16 protein-coding genes are annotated in these 20,873 nt (G+C 71.9%); 12 read left to right on the top strand and 4 right to left on the bottom strand.

Going from position 1 to position 20,873, the window contains the following annotated elements:
* Positions 1–16 precede the first annotated feature (16 nt).
* Positions 17–4,663 carry an ATP-dependent helicase gene (locus E1286_RS25870; protein WP_425464770.1) on the top strand — a complete coding sequence of 1,549 codons (4,647 nt, stop codon included), beginning with the start codon at positions 17–19 and terminating at the stop codon, positions 4,661–4,663.
* Positions 4,664–5,331: 668 nt separating this feature from the next.
* Here E1286_RS25870 and E1286_RS25865 read toward each other — a convergent pair.
* Positions 5,332–5,982, bottom strand: a complete 651-nt coding sequence (locus E1286_RS25865) for a hypothetical protein (RefSeq protein WP_132616315.1) — start codon at positions 5,980–5,982, stop codon at positions 5,332–5,334.
* 100 nt (positions 5,983–6,082) lie between these two features.
* Between E1286_RS25865 and E1286_RS25860 the strand changes: the two genes are divergently transcribed.
* From E1286_RS25860 to E1286_RS25810, 11 genes are all read left to right on the top strand, one after another.
* Entirely contained in the window at positions 6,083–6,682 is a 600-nt protein-coding gene (locus tag E1286_RS25860) for a TetR/AcrR family transcriptional regulator (RefSeq protein ID WP_165969918.1), read from the top strand.
* A gap of 3 nt (positions 6,683–6,685) precedes the next feature.
* A complete protein-coding gene (locus tag E1286_RS25855; RefSeq protein ID WP_132616311.1) occupies positions 6,686–7,435 on the top strand; it encodes an ABC transporter ATP-binding protein in 750 nt (249 codons plus the stop codon).
* Entirely contained in the window at positions 7,426–9,180 is a 1,755-nt protein-coding gene (locus E1286_RS25850; RefSeq protein WP_132616309.1) for a hypothetical protein, read from the top strand. Before E1286_RS25855 ends, E1286_RS25850 begins: the two co-directional genes overlap by 10 nt.
* 12 nt (positions 9,181–9,192) lie before the next feature.
* Positions 9,193–9,981 carry a hypothetical protein gene (locus E1286_RS25845; protein ID WP_132616307.1) on the top strand — a complete coding sequence of 263 codons (789 nt, stop codon included), beginning with the start codon at positions 9,193–9,195 and terminating at the stop codon, positions 9,979–9,981.
* A 46-nt stretch (positions 9,982–10,027) separates the two neighbouring features.
* Positions 10,028–10,705, top strand: a complete 678-nt coding sequence (locus E1286_RS25840; RefSeq protein WP_132616305.1) for a GntR family transcriptional regulator — start codon at positions 10,028–10,030, stop codon at positions 10,703–10,705.
* A gap of 110 nt (positions 10,706–10,815) precedes the next feature.
* The gene (locus tag E1286_RS25835) at positions 10,816–12,432 is read left to right on the top strand and encodes an ABC transporter substrate-binding protein (protein WP_132616303.1); all 1,617 of its coding nucleotides are present in this window, start codon (positions 10,816–10,818) and stop codon (positions 12,430–12,432) included.
* Positions 12,432–13,391: an ABC transporter permease gene (locus E1286_RS25830; RefSeq protein WP_132616301.1), complete on the top strand. Its 960-nt coding sequence runs from the start codon at positions 12,432–12,434 to the stop codon at positions 13,389–13,391. Before E1286_RS25835 ends, E1286_RS25830 begins: the two co-directional genes overlap by 1 nt.
* Entirely contained in the window at positions 13,384–14,241 is an 858-nt protein-coding gene (locus E1286_RS25825; protein ID WP_165969917.1) for an ABC transporter permease, read from the top strand. The genes E1286_RS25830 and E1286_RS25825 overlap by 8 nt, the downstream gene beginning before the upstream one ends.
* Positions 14,238–15,203 (top strand): ABC transporter ATP-binding protein, encoded by a 966-nt coding sequence (locus E1286_RS50455; RefSeq protein WP_132616299.1) that lies wholly within the window; start codon positions 14,238–14,240, stop codon positions 15,201–15,203. Before E1286_RS25825 ends, E1286_RS50455 begins: the two co-directional genes overlap by 4 nt.
* Entirely contained in the window at positions 15,200–16,168 is a 969-nt protein-coding gene (locus E1286_RS50450) for an ABC transporter ATP-binding protein (RefSeq protein ID WP_246075145.1), read from the top strand. The genes E1286_RS50455 and E1286_RS50450 overlap by 4 nt, the downstream gene beginning before the upstream one ends.
* Positions 16,169–16,218: 50 nt before the next feature.
* Entirely contained in the window at positions 16,219–18,003 is a 1,785-nt protein-coding gene (locus E1286_RS25810) for a gamma-glutamyltransferase family protein (protein ID WP_132616339.1), read from the top strand.
* 72 nt (positions 18,004–18,075) lie between these two features.
* On the opposite strand, the gene E1286_RS25805 is transcribed toward E1286_RS25810, so the two are convergent.
* From E1286_RS25805 to E1286_RS25795, 3 genes are all read right to left on the bottom strand, one after another.
* Positions 18,076–19,161: a carboxylate-amine ligase gene (locus tag E1286_RS25805; RefSeq protein WP_132616297.1), complete on the bottom strand. Its 1,086-nt coding sequence runs from the start codon at positions 19,159–19,161 to the stop codon at positions 18,076–18,078.
* A gap of 68 nt (positions 19,162–19,229) precedes the next feature.
* Positions 19,230–19,892, bottom strand: a complete 663-nt coding sequence (locus E1286_RS25800; RefSeq protein ID WP_132616295.1) for a M15 family metallopeptidase — start codon at positions 19,890–19,892, stop codon at positions 19,230–19,232.
* A 12-nt stretch (positions 19,893–19,904) separates the two neighbouring features.
* A complete protein-coding gene (locus tag E1286_RS25795) occupies positions 19,905–20,789 on the bottom strand; it encodes an ROK family protein (RefSeq protein WP_132616293.1) in 885 nt (294 codons plus the stop codon).
* Positions 20,790–20,873: the final 84 nt, after the last annotated feature.

The following is a 20,873-nucleotide window of genomic DNA, read 5'->3' as shown; positions in this document are numbered from 1 at the left end:
CGCGAGGCAGTATGGCCTGGTGAGCTTGCTAGACCACTTCAGCCAGGTGACCACGCAATGGTTCGCCGGAGCGTTCCGCGCGCCCACGGCCGCCCAGGAGGGCGCCTGGGAGTCGATCGCGCGCGGCGACAACACCCTGGTCGTGGCGCCGACGGGGTCGGGCAAGACGCTGGCGGCGTTCCTGTGGTCGCTCGACCGGCTGGCGGGCGCGACCCCCGACGACGAGCGCAAGGGCACGCGCGTGCTCTACGTCTCGCCGCTCAAGGCGCTGGCGGTCGACGTCGAGCGCAACCTGCGCGCGCCGCTCGCCGGTCTGAAGCAGACGGCGCGGCGGCTGGGGCTGCCGGTGCCGGAGATCTCGGTGGCGATTCGCTCGGGAGACACGCCCGCGCAGGACCGCAGGCGGTTCGCGGCCAAGCCCTCCGACATCCTCATCACCACTCCCGAGTCGCTGTTCCTGCTGCTCACCAGCCAGGCGCGCGAGGCGTTGCGCACGGTCGAGACGGTGATCGTCGACGAGGTGCACGCGGTCGCGGCCACCAAGCGCGGCGCCCACCTGGCCCTCAGCCTGGAGCGGCTCGACGCGCTGCTCGACCGGCCGGCGCAGCGGGTGGGGCTGTCGGCGACCGTGCGGCCGGTGAGCGAGGTGGCGGCGTTCCTGGGCGGGGCGCGGCCGGCCACCGTGGTGCAGCCGCCGTCCGACAAGCAGATCGAGGTCGAGGTCGTCGTCCCGGTCGAGGACATGACGGAGATGGAGGCCCGGCCGCGGCAGGAGGGCGAGGAGTTCGCGCCCGATCCCGCCAACCGGTCGATCTGGCCCCATGTCGAAGATCGCCTGTTCGACCTGATCGAGGCCCACAGCTCCACGATCGTCTTCGCCAACTCGCGGCGGCTGGCCGAGCGGCTGTGCACCCGCCTCAACGAGCTGGCGTACGACAGGGGTCAGGGCGGCGAGGCCGTCGACCTGTCGATCTGGGAGACGGGGCCCAAACGCACGCCCGCCGACATGATGGCCCAGGCCGGGGCGAGCAAGGGCACGGTGACGGAGATCGTCCGGGCCCACCACGGCTCGGTGTCCAAGGAGGAGCGGGCGCAGATCGAGGAGGCGCTCAAGTCCGGCCGCCTGCCCGCCGTGGTCGCCACCTCCAGCCTGGAGCTGGGCATCGACATGGGCGCGGTCGACCTGGTCGCGTGTGTGGAGGCGCCGCCGAGCGTGGCGAGCGGGCTGCAGCGCATCGGCCGGGCCGGCCACCAGGTGGGCGCGGTGTCGAAGGGGGTCATCTTCCCGAAATACCGGGGCGACCTGGTGCAGACGGCCGTGGTGGCCGAGCGGATGAAGAGCGGCATGATCGAGGAGCTGCGCTATCCGCGTAATCCGCTCGACGTGCTGGCCCAGCAGATCGTCGCGATGACGGCGCTCGACGAGTGGACGGTCGACGAGCTGGAGTCCGTGATCAAGCGCGCCGCCTCCTACGCCACGCTGCCGAGGAGCGCGCTGGAGGCCACGCTCGACATGCTGGCCGGGCGCTACCCGAGCGAGGAGTTCGCCGAGCTGCGCCCGCGCATCGTGTGGGACCGCGTCACCGGCACCCTGCGGGGGCGGCCGGGCGCGCAGCGGCTGGCGGTCACCAACGGCGGCACGATCCCCGACCGGGGCCTGTTCGGAGTGTTCCTGGTCGGTGAGCGGGCCTCCCGGGTGGGTGAGCTCGACGAGGAGATGGTCTACGAGTCGCGCGTGGGCGACGTGTTCGTGCTGGGCGCGACTTCCTGGCGGATCGAGGACATCACGGCCGACCGCGTGCTGGTCTCCCCCGCGCCGGGGCAGCCGGGCAAACTGCCGTTCTGGCACGGCGACGCGCAGGGCCGGCCAGCCGAGCTGGGCCGGGCGATCGGGCAGTTCCTGCGCGAGCAGGCCAAGCAGGGCTCCACCGAACGCATGCAGGCGGCCGGTCTCGACGAGTTCGCCGCCGCCAACCTGCTGGCGTACCTGCGCGAGCAGCGCGAGGCCACCGGCTACGTCCCCGACGACCGCACACTGCTGGTCGAGCGCTTCCACGACGAGCTGGGCGACTGGCGCGTGGTGATCCACTCCCCCTACGGCGCGCGGGTGCACGCCCCATGGGCCCTCGCGATCAACCGGCGGCTGCGCGAGCGTTACGGCATCGACGTGCAGGCCGTCCATTCCGACGACGGCATCGTGCTGCGCATCCCCGACACGCTGGCAGAGCCGCCCACCGACGTGGCGGCGTTCGACGCCGAGGAGATCGAGCAGATCGTCACCGAGGAGCTGGGCGGGTCGGCCATGTTCGCCTCCCGGTTCCGCGAGTGCGCGGGGCGGGCCCTGCTGTTGCCGCGCCGCACGCCCGGCCGGCGCAGCCCGCTGTGGCAGCAGCGGCAGCGGGCCGCCCACCTGCTCGGCGTCGCCTCTCAGTACGCGTCGTTCCCGATCGTGCTGGAGACGATGCGGGAGTGCCTCCAGGACGTCTTCGACGTCCCCGGGCTGGTGCAGCTCATGCGCGACATCGCCGCGCGCCGGGTGCGGGTGGTGGAGGTGGAGACCTCGCAGGCCTCGCCGTTCGCGGCCTCCCTGCTGTTCCACTACGTGGGCGCGTTCATGTACGAAGGCGACGCCCCGCTGGCCGAACGCCGTGCGCAGGCCCTGGCGCTCGACACCTCGCTGCTGGCCGAGCTGCTCGGCCAGGCAGACCTGCGCGAGCTGCTCGACCCCGACGTGATCTCCGACAGCGAGCGTGAGCTGGCCCGGCTCGACCGGCCGCTGCGTGACCCGGAAGACCTCGCCGACCTGCTGCGTTCCCACGGGCCGCTGCTGGCGCCCGACGTGAGCGTACGCGGTGGCGATCCGGCCTGGCTGGAGGAGCTGGAGCGGGCGCGGCGGGCGATCCGGGTGCGCATCGCCGGCGAGGAGCAGTGGGCGGCGATCGAAGACACCGCCCGCATGCGCGACGCGCTCGGCGTGCCGCCGCCCGTGGGCGTGCCGCACGCGTTCCTGGAGCCGGTGGCCGATCCGCTGGCCGACCTCGTGGCGCGGCACGCCCGCACCCGAGGGCCGTTCCACGCCGCGACGGCCGCCGTGCGGTTCGGGCTGGGCGTGGCCGTGGTGACCGACGCGCTGCGGCGGCTGGCCGCGAGCGGGCGGGTCGTCAGCGGTGAGTTCCGGCCCGGCGGGCGGGGCGAGGAGTGGTGCGACGCGGGTGTGCTGCGAATGTTGCGCCGCCGGTCGCTGGCCCGGCTCCGCAAGGAGGTCGAGCCGGTCGCCCCCGAGACGCTCGCCCGCTTCCTGCCCGCCTGGCATGGCGTCACCGGCTCCGACGGGGGCTCCCCTGCGCGGGGCACGATCGGGTCGGCGCGGGCCATGGACGCGCTGGTCCGTTCCATCGAGCAGCTCCAGGGGGCTGCGGTGCCCGCCTCGGCGCTGGAGACGCTGGTGCTGCCCTCGCGGGTGCCCGGCTACCATCCCGCGCTGCTCGACGAGCTGACCTCGTCGGGCGACGTCATGTGGGTGGGGCAGGGGTCGCTGCCCGGCGGCGACGGCTGGGTGTCGCTCTACTTCGCCGACACCGCGCCGCTGCTGATGCCGGAGCCGGCCGAGATCACGATGACGCCGGTGCACGAACGCGTGCTGGAGCTGCTGGGCGGGGGCGGCGCGCTGTTCTTCCGGGGGATCTCCGACCAACTCGGCTCGCTCGACGACGCGACACTGGTGTCCGCGCTGTGGGACCTGGTGTGGGCCGGCCGGGTGTCGGGCGACACGCTGGCGCCGCTGCGGGCGACGCTCGGCACCGGCCGGCCCGCGCACCGGCCGCCTGTGACGCGGCGGCGCCGGGCGGTGCTGCCGAGCCGGAGCGGGCCGCCGACCGTGGCGGGGCGGTGGTGGCTGCTGCCCGGGCCGGCCGCCGACGCCACCCAGCGGGCTCACGCACAGGCTGAGGTCCTGCTCGAACGGCACGGCGTGGTGACCCGAGGGGCGGTGACCTCAGAACGACTGCCTGGTGGGTTCACGCCCATTTACCAAGTTTTGCGGGTGTACGAGGAGAGCGGGCGGTGCCGCCGGGGTTATTTCGTGGAGGGGCTCGGGGGTGCGCAGTTCGCGCTGCCGGGAGCGGTCGACCGGATGCGCGCCATGGCCCCGAGTGTCGCCCCCACCACCCAGCCGGAGGGCCTGCCGGCCGACTTCCGCACCCCACCAGGCGAGGGCGTGCCCGCTGCTGAAGGACCTGGTGGGCGTGGCGCGTGGTCTGGCGGTGTAGGGGCCAAGCGCGGGCTGAGTGATGGGGGGCAGCGGGCCGTGGTGTTGGCGGCGGCCGACCCGGCCAGCCCGTACGGGGCGGCGCTGCCCTGGCCGCAGCATCCCGGCGACGTCGGGCACAAGCCAGGGCGGAAGGCCGGTTCGCTGGTCGTGCTCGTGGACGGTCACCTGGTGCTCTACGTGGAGCGCGGCGGCAAGACGCTGCTGTCGTTCACCGACGGCGAGCGGCTGCAGCCGGCCGTGGACGCGCTCGCCCTGGCCGTACGCGACGGGGCCCTCGGCAAACTTACGGTGGAGCGGGCCGACGGCGCGCCGATCGTCGACTCCCCGCTGGCGGCTGCCTTGGAGGCGGCCGGCTTCCACCCCACCCCCCGCGGCCTTCGACTGCGCGCCTGATCCCCGGGCGCAGGCGAGCGCGCAAAGCGTGCCCAGTGTGAGAGCCGACAAGCCCGGTCAGGCCGGGCGGGAGCCCCGATAAGCCGATCCAGGCTGCCGAGAGCGAACAAGCCGGTCACCCCGGGCGAGAGGAGATGAGCGAGCCCAGGCAGGGTGAGAGCAGACAGCCGGTCCAGGACAGGCATCGGGGGGAGGCCTGACCTGCGCCTGTCGCCGGACGCGGCCCCCGCCTCGCGGCGACTGTCGCAGGCGACCTGTTCATCGTGGAGATGGAGCAGCTAATAGACCGTTGAGGTTGGCGAACGCAGCCATTGAGGTCAGCGAGCGACCGTGAACGGACCAGCACAGCCATGAGCCTGGCGACCGCGGCCATTGAGGTCAGCGAGAGCGACCGTGAAGTGGACGAGCACAGCGAGGAAGCCGGCAAGCACGACCGTTCAAGTCAACGAGAGCCACCGCGAAGTCGACCAGCACAGCCAGGAAGCCGGCAAGCACGACTGTTGAAGTCAGTGAGAGCGAACCGATGGGTGGGCGAACCAGGCCGCCGAGGTGGGCGAGTGGCATGCGCGGTACGCGCGAGCTCACGGCGGCCGCAGCTCTCAAGCGCCGCCATCCGCCGTGGCGGCAGGCGCGCCGCCATCTGGCGTGGCAGTGGCGCGCCGGCGTTGCTAGGAGCTGTTTTGTGAGTCTGTTGGGGATGCCGGCGCTGCCGTATCGAGAGTCTTCGCTCCCGCGCGGAACGCCAGGGCCACCGCGAAGAGGAGCGCGGCGGCGGCGAGCGGCGGCCATGACAAGGTGGGTGACGGGAGGAAGGGCCCGGTGAGGCCGACGCGGTCGAGTACGGTCGCTGCGACGGCGCCCGGCAGTAAGGGGCTGAGGCCTCCGACGAGCGCAAGAGCGGCGAGCCAGGCGATCCGGGCGGGATTTCGCCTTGTGAAAGGGCGTCCTTGCGTGAGGGAGTTCAGGAGGGCGATCAGCAGGAGGGCGGCGACGCCGGCACACAGGCCGCCCAGTAAGACGTCTCCGCGTGAGAGCACTTGTTCGGCGACCGTGGAGCCCCCTACGTCCAGGGTCAGATCTCGGCCGTTGAGGACGACGCCGGCGGGGAGGTTCACACCGCTCAGCGGCGAACGGGAGACGGCTTCCAGCGTGGACGTGACGCGGATGGTGACGTACCCACCGGCCCGGGTGGCGGCGTTGATCGTATACGCGATGCCCCAGACCGCCGTGGCGGCTCCGGCGAACCTGATCGTATACAGGGCCAGGCGGATGAGCATGCCTTCCATGAGCGCCTCACGAAGCGGGTCGATTGCGGTCATTATCCGGGGCGGCAATCACTGCAGGCAGCCCGAAAGGCTCCGCGATGCCCCGAAAGTAAGGGGTTACCGCGGAGTTGAGTGAACGTTTAAGGTTCTGAACGTGGCGTCAGAATCTCGGACGTTCGTCGAAGAGGCCCGGCGGGCGCAGATCATCGGGTGTGCCATCGACGTTCTCGCCGACGAAGGGTACGCGCAGGCCACCATGGCCAGGATCGCCAAGCAGGCGAAGATCAGCCCCGGGGCGATCTCGTACCACTTCGGGGGAAAGGCGCCGCTCATCGACGCGGTCGTCAGCGACGTGGCCAGGATGGCCACCGACATGATGGTGCCGCGCATCCTCGCCCAGCCCACCGCGACCGAGGGACTCAAGGCGTACGTCGAGGCCAATCTCGACTTCATGCGGCAGCACCGCAAACCGCTGCTGGCGCTCATGGAGATCATCACCCACGCCCCTCGCGAGAGCGGCGGGCCGGGGCCGTACGACAGGCAGGCCGAGATCGCGATCCGCGACCTGGAGAAGGTGCTGGAGTGGGGCCAGCGAACGGGCGAGTTCCGCGACTTCGACAGGCACACCATGGCCGTGGCGCTCCGTGGAGTGATCGACGCCGTGGCCGAGCACCTCATCCCCCACCCCGACTGGGACTTCGACCTGCTCGCCCGCGAGCTGGTCACCACTTTGACCCTCGCGACCAGGAGATAAGCCATGACAGCGGCGTTAGATATCAAGGGCTTAGCGAAGACCTACGGGGACAATGTCGCCGTCGACCACGTCCACCTCACCGTGCCGCAGGGCTCCTTCTACGGCCTGGTCGGGCAGAACGGCGCCGGCAAGACGACCACGCTGTCCATGGCGGTGGGCCTGCTGCGGCCCGACGCGGGCACGGCGAGCATCTTCGGCGCCGACGTGTGGGCCGACCCCGCGAAGGCCAAGCAGCTGGTCGGCGTGCTGCCCGACGGGATGGCGCTGCCGGAGCGGCTGACCGGGCGCGAGATGCTGACCTATCTCGGGCTGCTGCGCGGGCTGAGCAAGGACGTGGTGGCCGAGCGGGCCGGAGAGCTGTTGTCGGTGCTGGAGCTCGACGGCGCGGAGAAGACGCTGGTGATCGAGTATTCGACCGGCATGCGTAAGAAGATCGGCCTGGCCACGGCGCTGCTGCACGCGCCCCGGCTGCTGGTGCTGGACGAGCCGTTCGAGGCGGTCGATCCGGTGTCGGCGGCGACGATCAAGGGGATTCTGCGCGAGTTCGTCGCGGGGGGCGGCTCGATCGTGTTGTCCAGCCACGTGATGGCGCTGGTGGAGCAGCTGTGCGACCACGTGGGCGTGATCGACAAGGGCCGGGTGGCTGCCGCGGGCACGCTGGACGAGGTACGGGGCGCGGCGACGCTGGAGGACCGGTTCGTGGAGCTGGTGGGCGCGGCCACCACGGCCACGAAGGGGCTGTCGTGGCTGTAGCGATGACGCTGGTCCAGATGAAGGTGGCGATCCTGCGCCACGCGATCAAGGGCCCGCAGGGCGCCACGATGAGCTCGGCGGGCGTGCTCGGCGCCCTGCTCGCGGCCGGCACGATCTATCTGGCCTTCCTGGGCGGCGACTGGCTCGCCGCCGCGTACGCCGTGTGGATGCTCGGCTGGATCATCGGCCCGGTCTTCTCCGGCGGCGACGAGACGCTGCGCCCGGAGTTCTTCGCACCGCTCGGGCTGCGGCAGCACCGTCTCGCGGCCGGGCTGCTGGCGTCGGCCTTCGTGGGGGTCGCGCCGGTCGTCAGTCTGGTCGCGCTGGGCGGGCTGGTCGTGGCCGGGGCGCGGGAGGGCGTCGTGGGGGCTCTCGTGGCGCTGCCCGCGATGGTGTTGCAGCTGGCGGTGTTCGTGCTGCTGTCGAAGGTGACGGTGGGGCTGCTCGGCGTGGCGCTCGGGTCCCGGGTCGGGGCGATCGGCGCCGGGGTGATCAACGGGGTGATCCTCGCCTTCCTCGGGCAGAGCTGGGTCTTCGCCGTGGCCTTCGGTCAGGGCGGGCAGATCCCCGAGTTCGTGCGTTATCTGCCGTCAGGGTGGGGGCTGCTCGCGGTCCGGGGCGACTATCTGGCGCTGGCCGCGATGGCCGTGCTGGTCGTGCTGCTGCTGGCGGCATGGGCGGCGCTGCTGGCCCGGCGTACGGGCAGGGACCGGCCCTCGACGCGGGGGCGCAGGCCGATGCGGCCGGCCACGGCGCGGCAGGCGGTGGTCGCCAAGGAGCTGCGTACGTGGACCCGCGACCTGGTGCGCAACCACCTGCTCACGTTCGCGCTGGCCTACGGGGTGTTCTTCGCGGGCACGCCGCTCGTCGTGGGCATCCCCGACATGCTGCCGCTGGCGGGGCCGGTGTTCATCGCGATGGCGGCGGCCATGACGGCGAACTCCTACGGCACCGACGGCACCGCTCACTGGCTCACGCTGATGACGCCCGGCGCGTCCGACGCGCGGGGGCGGCAGCTGGCGTGGCTGGTGACGGTCGGGCCGGTCGGGGTGGTGGTCACGGTGGCGTTCACGATGATCACCGGTGGACCCTGGCCGGTGATCCTGGCGGTGACGCCCGCGCTGCTCGGCGGGGGCGCCGGCCTGGTGCTGCTGGTCTCGGTGTACGGCCTCGTGCCCGGCATCGACCCGCGCAACCGGGGCGGCAACCCGCTGCGCACCAGCGAGGACGACGGCACGCAGACCGGGATGGCGTACCTCATGCTGCTCCTGGTGGCGTGCGCGGCGGCGCCGGCCATGACGGCGGCGTTGCTGTTCGGCTGGTGGGGCGTGCCGGTCGGGGTGGTGACCGGCGTGCTGTGGTACTGGTGGTTCGGCCTGCTGGCGGAGCGGCGGCTGACGACGAAGGGGCCGGAGCTGCTGCAGCTGATGCGTACGGGCCGGCGTCCGGGCAGCGGCACCTCCGCGTTCGCGATGCCGAAGATGTCGAAGCCGCGTGAGGCCGTCGTGATGGTCTGCGTCACGCTCGGGGCGATCCCGCTGATCCCCCAGGGCGTCGTCGCGATGGTGATGACGGCCGAAGGACAGCTCCGGCACTCGTGGTTCCTGGCCACGTACATGCCGCCGGGGCTGCGCTGGCCCACGGCCGTCGTGATGATGCTCGTCGGCCTGGCCATGTACGTCACCGGCTTCCGGCTCTGGCACCAGGCGAAGAAACAGGCTGCCCATAAAGCCCAGGAGGCCTGATAAGAAGATCGCATGGGTCCCTTGAAGCGCTTACGCCAGGATCTCGCCACCGGCAAGAACCTCGAGATCTACGTGACGGCTCTGATCGCGTTGGCGGTCGGCGTGCTGGGCGTGTTCGACGCCGTGAACACGAAGGTCGTGGGGGCCGCGACCCTCGCCACGCTGGCGTTGGTGGCGGTGAACGCGCTCGGCCCGCGCCACCAGGTGGCCGACCTGGAGTCGCGGGTCGCCGAGCTGAGCCGCCAGCTCGAAGGGAGCCTGGCCGGCGGCGACTTCCTCAGCAAGGACCGCGAGAGCCTCAGCGGGCGGGTGGGCCGCGCCGACGACATCCGCTTCGCGGGCGTGACGCTGAGCCGGACGGTCCGCCGGTACGCCGACGACCTGCGCCAGGCCCTGGAGCGCGGTGCGTCGGTCAAGGTGCTGATGATCGACCCGGTGGGCGCGGCACCGGAGGAGGCGGCGCGCCGGAGCACGATCCCCGACCAGCCCGACGTCTTCGAGAGTCGCGTGCGCTCCACCCTGTACGTGCTGCGCGACCTGCGTGCCCGCGACGGGCTGGAGGTGCGGCTGCTGCCGCTCGTGCCCGCGTTCGGGCTGCTGATGCTGGACCCGGGCGACGACGACGGCATCGTCTATGTGGAGCTGGGCACTCACCGCTCGCCGGGCAACGACCCGGCCTTCACGCTCAGCCCGCGCCGCGACCACGCGTGGTGCCGCCATTTCGCCGCCGAGTTCGACCGGCTGTGGGAGGTCTCACGCGAGGTGACGGACGCCGACTGGCACCCGGCCGCGCGGACCTGACCCGGCTGCGCGGGAAGGTGTCCCTTGTATACGATTTAATCCCCTTATGAGTGGTATCACGCTGGGCGCAGCGCATCAGACCTTGCGCGACGAGGTCACCGCGGAGCTCCGCCACCGCATCCTCACCGGCGAGCTGCGCCAGGGCGAGCGCCTGGTGGAGGACAGGCTGGCCGCCTCGCTCGGCGTCTCACGCAACCCCGTACGCGAGTCCATCCGGGTGCTGGCCGCGGAGGGGTTCGTCCAGGTCGTCCCCCGGCTCGGCGCCACGGTCGCCCTACTGTCCCAGGAGGAGGCCGACGAACTGTTCGACGTGCGCATGGCGGTCGAGGGCCTGGCCGCGCGGCTGGCCGCCCGCAAGCGCAGCGCCGCCTCGGCCGAGCTGCTGCGCACGGTGCTGGAACAGGCCGGAGAGGCGGTGGCCGATGGGCGGCTGGAGCAGGTTGCCGCCCTCAACACCGCGTTCCATCTGGGCATCGGGGAGGCGGCGGGCAACTCGTACCTGACGCTCATGATGAAGCCGATGGTGCAGCGCGCGCAGTGGATCTTCAGCAGGACCGCCGCCGCGCGCGCCCCCCACTCCTGGACCGAGCACCTCAGCCTGTACGAGGCCATCGCCGCGGGCGACGAGGACGACGCGCAGGCACGGGCGGTCGCGCACGTCGCCGCGGCCCGGCGGTCGTTCCTCGCCGAGACCGGCCGCACGGCGACACACCGGAACGACTAGCGAAACACCCGAACGATTCGAAAACGCTCAGATAACAACATAGGGCAATGAAACACCAGTGAAATGTCAGGTCTTGTATACAGTCTCCTAAACCCTTCAATGGAGGCCACATGAGACCGTCCCCCAGGCTCGTCGCGGTTCTCGCCACACTCCCCCTCGCCCTGGCGGCGTGCGGCGGAGGAAGTTCGAGCACCACGCCCTCGGCCCCACCCTCCATAGCCGACGCCTCGGCCGACAACCGGCCGGTCAAGGCCGGCGGAACACTCAACATCGCACTCAACGCAGACCCCGACGCACTCGACCCGAGCAGCTCCACCACGCTGGTGGGCCGCGAGGTGTTCGCGAACATGTGCGAGAAGCTCTATGACATCGACGCGTCCTCGACGCTCATCCCCCAGCTGGCCGCCTCCATGCCCGAGCTGTCCGACGACGGCAAGGAGGTGACGATCAAGCTGCGTGAGGGGCTGAAGTTCAACGACGGCACGCCCTTCGACGCCGAGGCGGTCAAGAAGTCGCTCGACCGGCACCGCACGTGGGAGAAGTCGGCGCGCCAGGCCGACCTCGCCGCCGTCACCGAGGTCACGGTCGTCGACCCGTCGACGGTGCGGCTCACCCTGACGCAGGCGTTCACGCCGCTCACCGCACAGCTCGCCGACCGCGCCGGCATGATCATGTCGCCCAAGGCCCTGGACGCCGAAGGCGACAACTTCGGCGCGAACCCGGTGTGCGTGGGGCCGTTCAAGTTCGCCAGCCGTACGTCAGGCAACCAGATCGCGCTGGAGAAGTCGGCCGACTACTACGACGCCGCCAAGGTCAAGCTCGACAAGCTCGTATACAAAATCATCGTCGACCCGAACGTCCGGGCCGCGAACCTGAAGTCCGGCGACGTGCAGGTGGCCGACCAGCTCGCCACGAACACCGTCAAGGGCGTCCAGGACGACCCCAACCTGAGCGTCGTCTCGGGCGGCGGCCTCGGCTACTACGGCATGCAGATCAACATCGGCAACGTCAGCGGCTCCACCGAGAAGCCGGGCGAGGTCGACACGCCGCTGGGCAAGAGCCCGGAGCTGCGTGAGGCGTTCGAGCTGGCGCTCGACCGTGACGTGATCAACAAGACCGTCTACAACGGCCTGCACGAGGCGGACTGCTTCCCGGTGCCGCTGGACAGCCCGTACCGGCCGAAGGACCTGCAGTGCCCCAAGCGTGACCTGGCCAAGGCCAAGCAGCTCGTCCAGGCCTCCGGGGTGCCGACGCCGGTCAAGGTCACCCTGACCTCCCCGAACGACGCCACCAACGTCCGCCTGGCGCAGGTCATCCAGCAGATGACCAAGGAGGCCGGCTTCGAGGTGAGCGTGCAGACGGCCGAGTTCGTCACCACGCTGGAAGCGGGCCGGGCGGGCAAGTTCGACGTCATGCTGCTCGGCTGGTCGGGCCGCGTCGACCCGGACGGCAACCTGACGAACATCGTCACCACCGGCGGCAGCAACAACTACGGCGGCATGTCCGACCCGGGGGTGGACGACCCGATCAAGCAGGCCGCCGCCGAGACGGACGTCGCCAAGCGCGCCGAGCTCTACGGCTCCGCCATGCGCAGGATCCAGGAGCTGCGCAGCGTCGTGTACCTGTACCACAACAAGTACTACCTGGGCATGAGCAAGAACGTGGCCGGCGTCCAGTACTTCAAGGACGGCCTGCCGCGCTTCGTGACCGCCGGATTCACCGCGTAATGCTCTGGTTCATCCTTCGGCGTTGCGGGTCGGCGGTCATCGTGCTGTTCCTGGCCAGCATCCTGATCTTCCTGGGGATCAGGGCGCTGCCGGGCGACCCGGCCACCGTCATGGCGGGCGACGAGGCGTCGCCCGCCGTGGTGGCCGCCATCCGGCAGGAGTTCGGCCTGGACAAGCCGCTGCCCGCCCAGTACCTCGACTACGTCACGCAGACCGTCACGGGCAACTTCGGCCGCTCCACCCAGGACCAGCTGCCGGTGATCGACATCATCGCCGAGCGGCTCCCGGTGACGCTGGAGTTGTCCGCCCTGGCCATGCTCGTCGCCATCGTCATCGGCGTGGGCGCGGGCATCGTGGCGGCGATCCGCCGCGGCAAGGCCGCCGACTACGTGGCCACCGGCTTCGGCCTGGCCGGGCTCTCGGTGCCGCACTTCTGGCTCGGCCTGCTCGGCATCCTGCTGTTCGCGGTCACCTGGCGGGTGCTGCCCGCCTCCGGGTACGTCCCGTTCTCGGAGGATCCGGCGCAGAACCTGCAGCGCATGATCCTGCCCGCCCTCGTGCTCGGCACCGGCTTCGCGGCCATCCTCATGCGGCAGACCCGCTCGGCCATGCTGGGCGCGCTGTCGGCCGACTACGTCCGCACCGCCCGCTCCAAGGGCCTGTCGGAGGCCAAGGTCGTCGGCGCGCACGCGCTGCGCAACAGCCTGACGACCGTGGTGACCGTGCTCGGACTGCAGCTCGGCGCGCTGATCAGCGGCGCCGTGGTGACCGAGCAGATCTTCGTCATCCCGGGCTTCGGCAAGCTGACCGTGGACGCGGTGCTGACCAGGAACTACCCGGTCATCCAGGCGGTCGTGCTGGTCACGGTGATCGGATACGTGCTGGTCAACCTGCTGGTCGACATCGCCTACGCCTTCCTCAACCCACGGATCAGGCTCTCGGGGGCGCGCCATGACTGACACGATGGCCCCGCCGCTGCGGCGCGCCAGGATGTGGCGGCGCTTCCGGCGGCGCCCGATGCCGATGACCGGGCTTGTGCTGGTCATCGGGTTCATCCTGCTGGCGCTGGTCGGACCGCTGGTCACCGGCGACCCGGCGGCGCAGGACTACCTCGCCACGCTCGCTCCCCCGTCGGCCGCCCACCCGATGGGCACCGACGACCTCGGCCGTGACGCCTTCGCCCGCATCGCGCACGGTGCGCAGGTCTCGCTCCAGGCAGGCGTGCTGTCCACGGCCCTGGCCATGGCGGTCGGCATCCCGATCGGGCTGGTCGCGGGGTTCTACCGGCGCTGGCTGGACCCGATCGTGATGCGCCTGGTCGACGTGACGCTGGCGTTCCCGTTCCTGGTGTTCGCGGTGGGTCTGGCGGCGATCCTCGGGCCCTCGCTCAGGGGCGTGGTGCTGGCGCTCGGCTTCTCGCAGCTGCCCGCCGTCATCCGGATCACCCGCGGCGAGGTGCTCGCGATCAGGGAGATGGACTACGTGGCCGCCGCGGTCGCCGACGGCGCCGGCGACGGTCACATCATCTTCCGGTACGTGCTCCCCAACTGCGCGAGCCCCCTCATCGTGCAGGCCACGGTCGCGATCCCGGCGGCGATCATCGGCGAGGCGACGCTGTCGTTCCTGGGCCTCGGCGTGCAGCCGCCGACACCGTCGTGGGGCGTGATGCTGACGACCGCGCAGCAGTACCTCGGTGACGCGCCCTGGCTGGCCATCTGGCCCGGCGTGATGATCGCGCTGGCCACGCTCGGCTTCAACCTGCTCGGAGACGGGCTGCGTGACGTACTGGACCCGAGGAGCGGCCCATGAGCCTGCTGGAGATCACCGACCTGAGCGTCGGCTTCGCCACCGAGGACGGCCTCGTGCAGGCGGTCAGGGACATCTCGCTGACCCTGGACGAGGGCGAGATCCTGGCGCTGTGCGGCGAGTCGGGCTGCGGCAAGTCGGTCACCGCGATGTCGGTGCCCCGGCTGCTGCCGCCCGACACCACGCGCCTGTCGGGCTCGGTCACGCTGGACGGCCGCGAGCTGACCACGCTGCCCGAGGCCGAGATGCGGCGGGTACGCGGCAAATCCGTCTCGGTCGTCTTCCAGGAGCCGATGACCTCGCTGAACCCGTCGTTCACCGTCGGCTACCAGATCGCCGAGGTGCTGCGCCGGCACGAGGGCCTGTCGCGGCAGGCGGCGGGCAAGCGGGCCGTCGAGCTGCTGGAGCTGGTGGGCATCCCGGCTCCCCAGCGCCGCATGAAGGAGTACCCGCACCAGCTGTCCGGCGGCATGCGCCAGCGCGTGATGATCGCCATCGCGGTGGCCTGCGAACCGCGGGTGCTCATCGCCGACGAGCCCACCACGGCGCTCGACGTGACGATCCAGGCGGGCGTGCTGGACGTCTTCCGCGACCTGCGCGACCGGCTGGGCACCGCGATCATCCTCATCACGCACGACCTCGGCGTGGTGGCCGACATCGCCGACCGTGCCGTCGTCATGTACGCCGGCCGCGCCGTCGAGCAGGCCCCGGTGACCGAGCTGTTCGCCCACCCGCGGCACCCGTACACGCTGGGGCTGATGAAGGCGCTGCCGTCCGCGGCCGTGAACGGGCGGCTGGCGGAGATCCCCGGCATGGTGCCCTCGCCGCTGTCCGACCCGGACGAGTGCGCGTTCCACGACCGCTGCCCGCGCGCCCAGGCGGACTGCCGCCTGTCCCGGCCGCCGCTCGTCCGCCAGGGCGAGGACCACCTGGCGGCCTGCTTCCACCCCGGAGGTCAGTCGTGATCCTGCGCATCGACAACCTGGTCAAGCACTACGGGCCCGTACGCGCCGTGGACGGCCTGTCGCTGGAGATCGGCGAGGGCGAGGTGCTCGGCCTGGTCGGCGAGTCGGGCAGCGGCAAGTCCACGGTCGGCAAGTGTGTGCTGCGCCTGACCGAGCCCACCGCCGGCACGATCGAGCTGAACGGCCGCGACATCACCCACCTGTCGCGCCGGGCCATGCGCCCGCTGCGCCGCGACGTCCACATGGTCTTCCAGGACCCCTACTCCTCGCTCAACCCGCGCTTCACGATCGAGCGGATCGTCGGTGAGCCGCTGCTGCGGCACAAGCTCGCCGACCGCCGCGAGACCTCCCGGCGGGTGGCCGAGATGCTGGAGAAGGTCGGGCTGCGCCAGGAGATGCGCTCACGTTTCCCGCACGAGTTGTCCGGCGGGCAGCGGCAGCGGGTGGGCCTGGCCAGGGCGCTGATCCTGGAGCCCAAGCTCGTCGTGGCGGACGAGCCGGTGTCGGCGCTGGACGTGTCCGTGCAGGCCTCGGTGCTCAATCTGATCACCGATCTGCAGCGGGACATGGGGTTCTCGTGCCTGTTCATCACCCATGACCTGTCGGTCGTGGAGTTCCTGGCCGACCGGATCGCCGTCATGTACCTCGGCAAGCTCGTCGAGTCGGGGCCGACGAAGGAGATCTTCGCTCAGCCTCGGCACCCGTACACGCAGGCGCTGCTGTCGGCCGCGCCCGTGGCCGACCCGGTCACGCAGCGCGAACGGCGCCGCATCGTGCTCGGCGGCGACGTGCCGAGCCCCGTGGACCCGCCCTCCGGGTGCCGGTTCCACACCCGATGCCCGCTGGCGTACGACGAGTGCCGTACCGTCGAGCCGGCCTTGCAAGACCCACGTGGCAGCGGCCATCCGGCCGCCTGCCACCTGGTAACGGCGGACCGCGTCCCCGACGCGGCCGCGACTCGATAGAAGGAGAGAACTTGTTCACCACCAGGCCCGAGCTGTCGGGCGACTTCGGCATGGTCGCGAGCACGCACTGGCTGGCCTCGGCCACCGGCATGGGCGTGCTGGAGCGCGGCGGCAACGCCTTCGACGCGGCGGTCGCCGCGGGCTTCGTGCTGCAGGTCGCCGAGCCGCACCTGAACGGTCCCGGCGGCGAGGTGCCGATCCTGCTGTGGAGCGAGGCCGAGCAGAAGGTGTCGGTCGTGTCCGGGCAGGGCGTGGCCCCGTCCGCGGCCTCCATCGAGCGCTTCACCGAGCTGGGGCTCGACCTCGTCCCCGGCACCGGGCTGCTGGCGGCGACCGTGCCGGGGGCGTTCGGCGGCTGGATGCTCATGCTGGAGCGGTGGGGCACCTGGTCGCTGGCCGACGTGCTGGCGCCCGTGATCCACTACGCCGAGCACGGTGTGCCGGTGCTGGAGCGCGTCTCCACCACGATCGAGTCGGTCAAGGGCCTGTTCACCGACGAATGGACGACCTCCGCTGCCACCTGGCTGCCCGGCGGGAACGTCCCGGCCGCGGGCACGAGGCTGGCCAACCCCGTGCTGGCGGCCACGTACCGGCGGCTGGTCGCGGAGGCCGAGTCGGCCTCCAGCACTCGCGAGGGCCAGCTGGAAGCCGCCAGGAACGCCTGGTACGAGGGCTTCGTCGCCGAGGCGATCGCCGAGTTCTGCGCCAAGACGGCCTGGCGTGACAGCTCCGGCGAGGTGCACGGCGGCCTGCTCACCGCCGACGACCTGGCGGCCTGGAGGCCGTCGGTCGAGGAGCCGCTGACCTTCGACTACCGCGGCCACACCGTGTGCAAGACGGGCCCGTGGGGCCAGGGGCCGGTGTTCCTGCAGCAGCTCGCCCTGCTGGAGGGCTTCGACCTCGACGCGATGGGCCACCTCGGCGCCGACTGGATCCACACGGTCACGGAGGCCGCCAAGCTGGCCTTCGCCGACCGCGAAGCCTGGTACGGCGACACCGACGTGCCTCTGTCCGACCTGCTGAGCCAGGAGTACAACGCCGAGCGGCGGCGGCTGATCGGCGCCCAGGCCAGCCTGGAGCTGCGTCCCGGCGCGCCCGGCGGGCGCACGCCCCGGCTGCCCGTCTACCCCGACCCGAGCACGATCCCGGGCGCGCCCGGCCTGTCGGGCGCGCGCGCCCCGCAGGGCGTCGGCGAGCCCACCGTGGGCCGGGTGGACACCGGCGAGCAGGTGATCTCCGCCGACGGCACGGTCAAGGGCGACACCTGCCACGTCGACGTCGTCGACCGCTTCGGCAACATGGTCTCCGCCACCCCCAGCGGCGGCTGGCTGCAGAGCTCCCCCACGATCCCCCAGCTGGGCTTCTGCCTCGGCACGCGGGCGCAGATGTTCTGGCTGCAGGAGGGCCTGCCCGCCTCCCTGCGGCCCGGTGCGCGCCCGCGCACCACGCTGTCGCCGTCGTTCGCGCTCAGGGACGGCAGGCCGTGGCTGGCGTTCGGCACACCGGGCGGCGACCAGCAGGACCAGTGGAGCGTGAACTTCTTCCTCGCGGTCGTCCACGGCAAGACGAACCTGCAGGAGGCCATCGACGCCCCCATGTTCCACACCGAGCACTTCCCCAGCTCGTTCTACCCGCGTGGCTCCCGTCCCGGCGTGCTGCACGTCGAGGACCGCGTGGACGCGGGCGTCGTCGCGGAGCTGCGCCGGCGCGGGCACGAGGTCGAGATCCAGGACTCGTGGTCGCTCGGCAGGCTCAGCGCGGTGGCCCGTGACGGCGACCTGCTCAAGGCCGCCGCCAACCCACGCGGCGCTCAGGGCTACGCCGTCGGCCGATGACGGCCGCTGCCCTCTCCGGCGCCGAAGGTGCTGCGCGGCGGCGTCGCGTTCGCCCTCGCCCTGCGCTGAACGTCAGGCGACGGTGGCCTCGATGAGGTCGTCCACCACCTCGGCGAGGTCGTGGTCCCTGGCGTAGGCGCGGCGCTGGCGTACGGCACCCGACCCTTCGCGCAGCAGCCGCTCGAGCCCCTCCTGGATGTACGTCAGGTCGCCCGCCTCCGACAGCGCCGGCCGTACGTGCTCCAGGAGGCGGCCGGCCATCACCGCGGCCGGCACGAGCGTCCCGTCGCGCAGGTCCAGGCTGTCCCCCCGGAGGCCGTCGCGGGCGGCCCGCCAGTAGGCCGCGCGCACCACCTCCGTCGGGACGGGCAGCCCCCGGTCACCGCGCGCGACGGCCCGCAGCGCCGTCATCACCAGAGCCCGGGTGAGCCCGATCAGGGTGAGGCTGTCGGCCACGTCGAGCGGCACGTCGGCCACCCTGACCTCCACCGTCGGCAGGCTGGACGACGGGCGGGAGTCCCAGTAGACGCTCTTGGGGTCGAGCAGCACGCCCGACTCCGCCAGCGACCGTAACGCCAGCTCGTACGTCTCGTACGACGGGAAGTACGGAGGCGCGCCGGAGACGGGCCAGCGCCCCCAGCTCATCACCCGCCAGGACGCGTAGCCGGTGTCGCGGCCGGCGAAGAACGGCGAGTTGGCGGCGAGGGCGATCAGCGTCGGCAACCACGGCCGCAGATGGTTGCCGACGTAGACGGCCTGCTCGGGGTCGGGCACGTCGACGTGCACGTGCAGCGCGCAGATCGTGAGCTCGTCCTGCAGCCCGCGGTAGAGCACCCGGCCCCGCAGGTAGCGGTCGTCGTCGGTGAGCGGCGGCGGCATGACGTCGCCCAGGACGGGCATGCCGCAGGCGACGACGGCCAGCCCGCACGACCGGGCCGCGCCCGACACCTCCTTGCGCACGTCACGCAGCTGCGAGCCCAGCTCGCTGAGGTCGGCGGAGGGCAGTGTACGGGCCTCCACCTGGAATCTGGTGATCTCGTGGACCACGTCCAACATGCCCGTCGCCGCCGCCAGCACGTCGGCCGCCCGTGGTGTCACGTGGCGAGTGCGGGGATCGACGACGAGGTATTCCTCCTCGATCCCGATGAGCGGAACCATGCCCACCTCGCAGGGGAGTCCTCTTCGTACGGAGGTTTGTGCCCGTGCGGCGCGGCGGGGGAACCTGGTCAGGTGGTGAGGTCCACGGGCCCGTAGACGGCGTGCGCGGTCCGCGTGACCATGGCCCAGTAGCGGTCGCCGTAGGACCAGTGCCACCACTCGGTCGGGTAGTTGACCAGGCCGGCCGGCTCCAGGGCGGCGGCGAGGAGCTTGCGGTGGGCACGGGCGTCGTCGGAGATGTCGGGGGCGGCGGTGTAGCAGGCGCCGCCGCTCTGCTCCGGGTTGTCGTTGACCTGGGTGCCCATGTCGTACTCGACGCCGTCGGGCGAGCAGAGCGTCAGGTCGACCGCGGCGCCCGCGGTGTGCGGGGCGACCTCGACCGGGGAGACGTAGCGGCTGGCCGCGATGTGCGACTCCTCCTCCGACATCTCGGCGAAGGTCGCGCGCAGCTCGGCGCGGTACCCCTCGAAGATGCGCCGCTGGGTGGCGACCGGGCGGTAGCCCTCGACGATCAGCAGGTGGTAGCCGCTCGGCAGCAGGCTCTCGGCGTGCTCCAGCCGGCGCAGCAGACCGGCCCGCAGGTGCGCGTACGCCCCGGCGTCGTCGGCCATCCGCGTGTCCACGCGCAGCCGGCCGCGCACGTCCGCCAGGGGCTCGCCGCACTCCTGCACCGGGATCGAGGTCACACGGGGGTCGGAGATGAGCACGACATCGTTCGGGGACTGCCACATGGGCAAGAATTCTCACACAGTGTCGGAGAAGACCTGCTCCCGGGCCTGCTCCAACGCCGCCACCAGGGCCCCGCGCAGCACCGGGTCGCCGTCGACCCTGGTCGTGACCACGGCAGGGCTGCTCGGGCAGACCCGCGCCACGGCCTGCTGCACCTTCGCGGCCAGCCGCTCGCCGCCGGCCCGGCCGACGTCGCCGCTGAGCACGATGAGCCCGGGGTCGAGCACCACGGTCACCGCCGCCGCGCCCACGGCCAGCCGGGCCGCCACCTCGTCCAGGTACGCCTCCTCGCCGTCCCGCACCAGGTCGGGCACGTGGTCGCCGCTCATGCTGTGCCGCTCGGCCAGCCCCCGCAGCGCGGCGGGCCCCACCAGGCGCTGGAACGAGCCCGACTGCGGCTCTGACACGTCGGTCGGCAGCGGCTCCCCGGGGACGGGCAGCCAGCCGATCTCGCCCGCGCCGCCGGAGATGCCGCGGTGCAGCCTGCCGCCCAGCATGACGCCGAGGCCCTGGCCGACGCCCGCCCACAACACCGCGAAGTCGTCGTAGCCGACGGCTGCGCCGTACGCGTGCTCGGCGAGGGCCACCAGATTGACGTCGTTCTCGATCGTCACGGGGACGCCGAGGGTCTCACGCAGGCTGGCCAGCACGCCGACGTGCCAGGAGGGCAGGTCGTACGACCAGCGCACGTCGCCGGTCGCCGGATCGACCACGCCCCGGGTGCCGATGACGAAGGCGCGCAGGCGTGACAGGCTGACGTTCGCCGTGTCGCAGGCCCGCCGTACCGCGTCGTGCACGGCGCCCACGGGGTCGCTCACGTCGGAGGGGTTGACGGTGATCTCGACCACGGTCCTGCCGGTGATGTCGGCCACGCCGACGCGTAGGCTGTCGGGCAGCACCTCGAGCCCGGCGACATACGCGCTGGAGGGGACGACTGCATAGAGCGCGGCGTGGGGGCCCCGGCCACCCGCCGCGCTCTATGC

It is taken from the genome of Nonomuraea terrae, from assembly GCF_004348995.1.
GTDB classification, from domain to species: Bacteria; Actinomycetota; Actinomycetes; order Streptosporangiales; family Streptosporangiaceae; genus Nonomuraea; species Nonomuraea terrae.
Note: the sequence above shows the minus strand (reverse complement) of the source record. Positions and strands in the feature narration are given on the sequence as shown.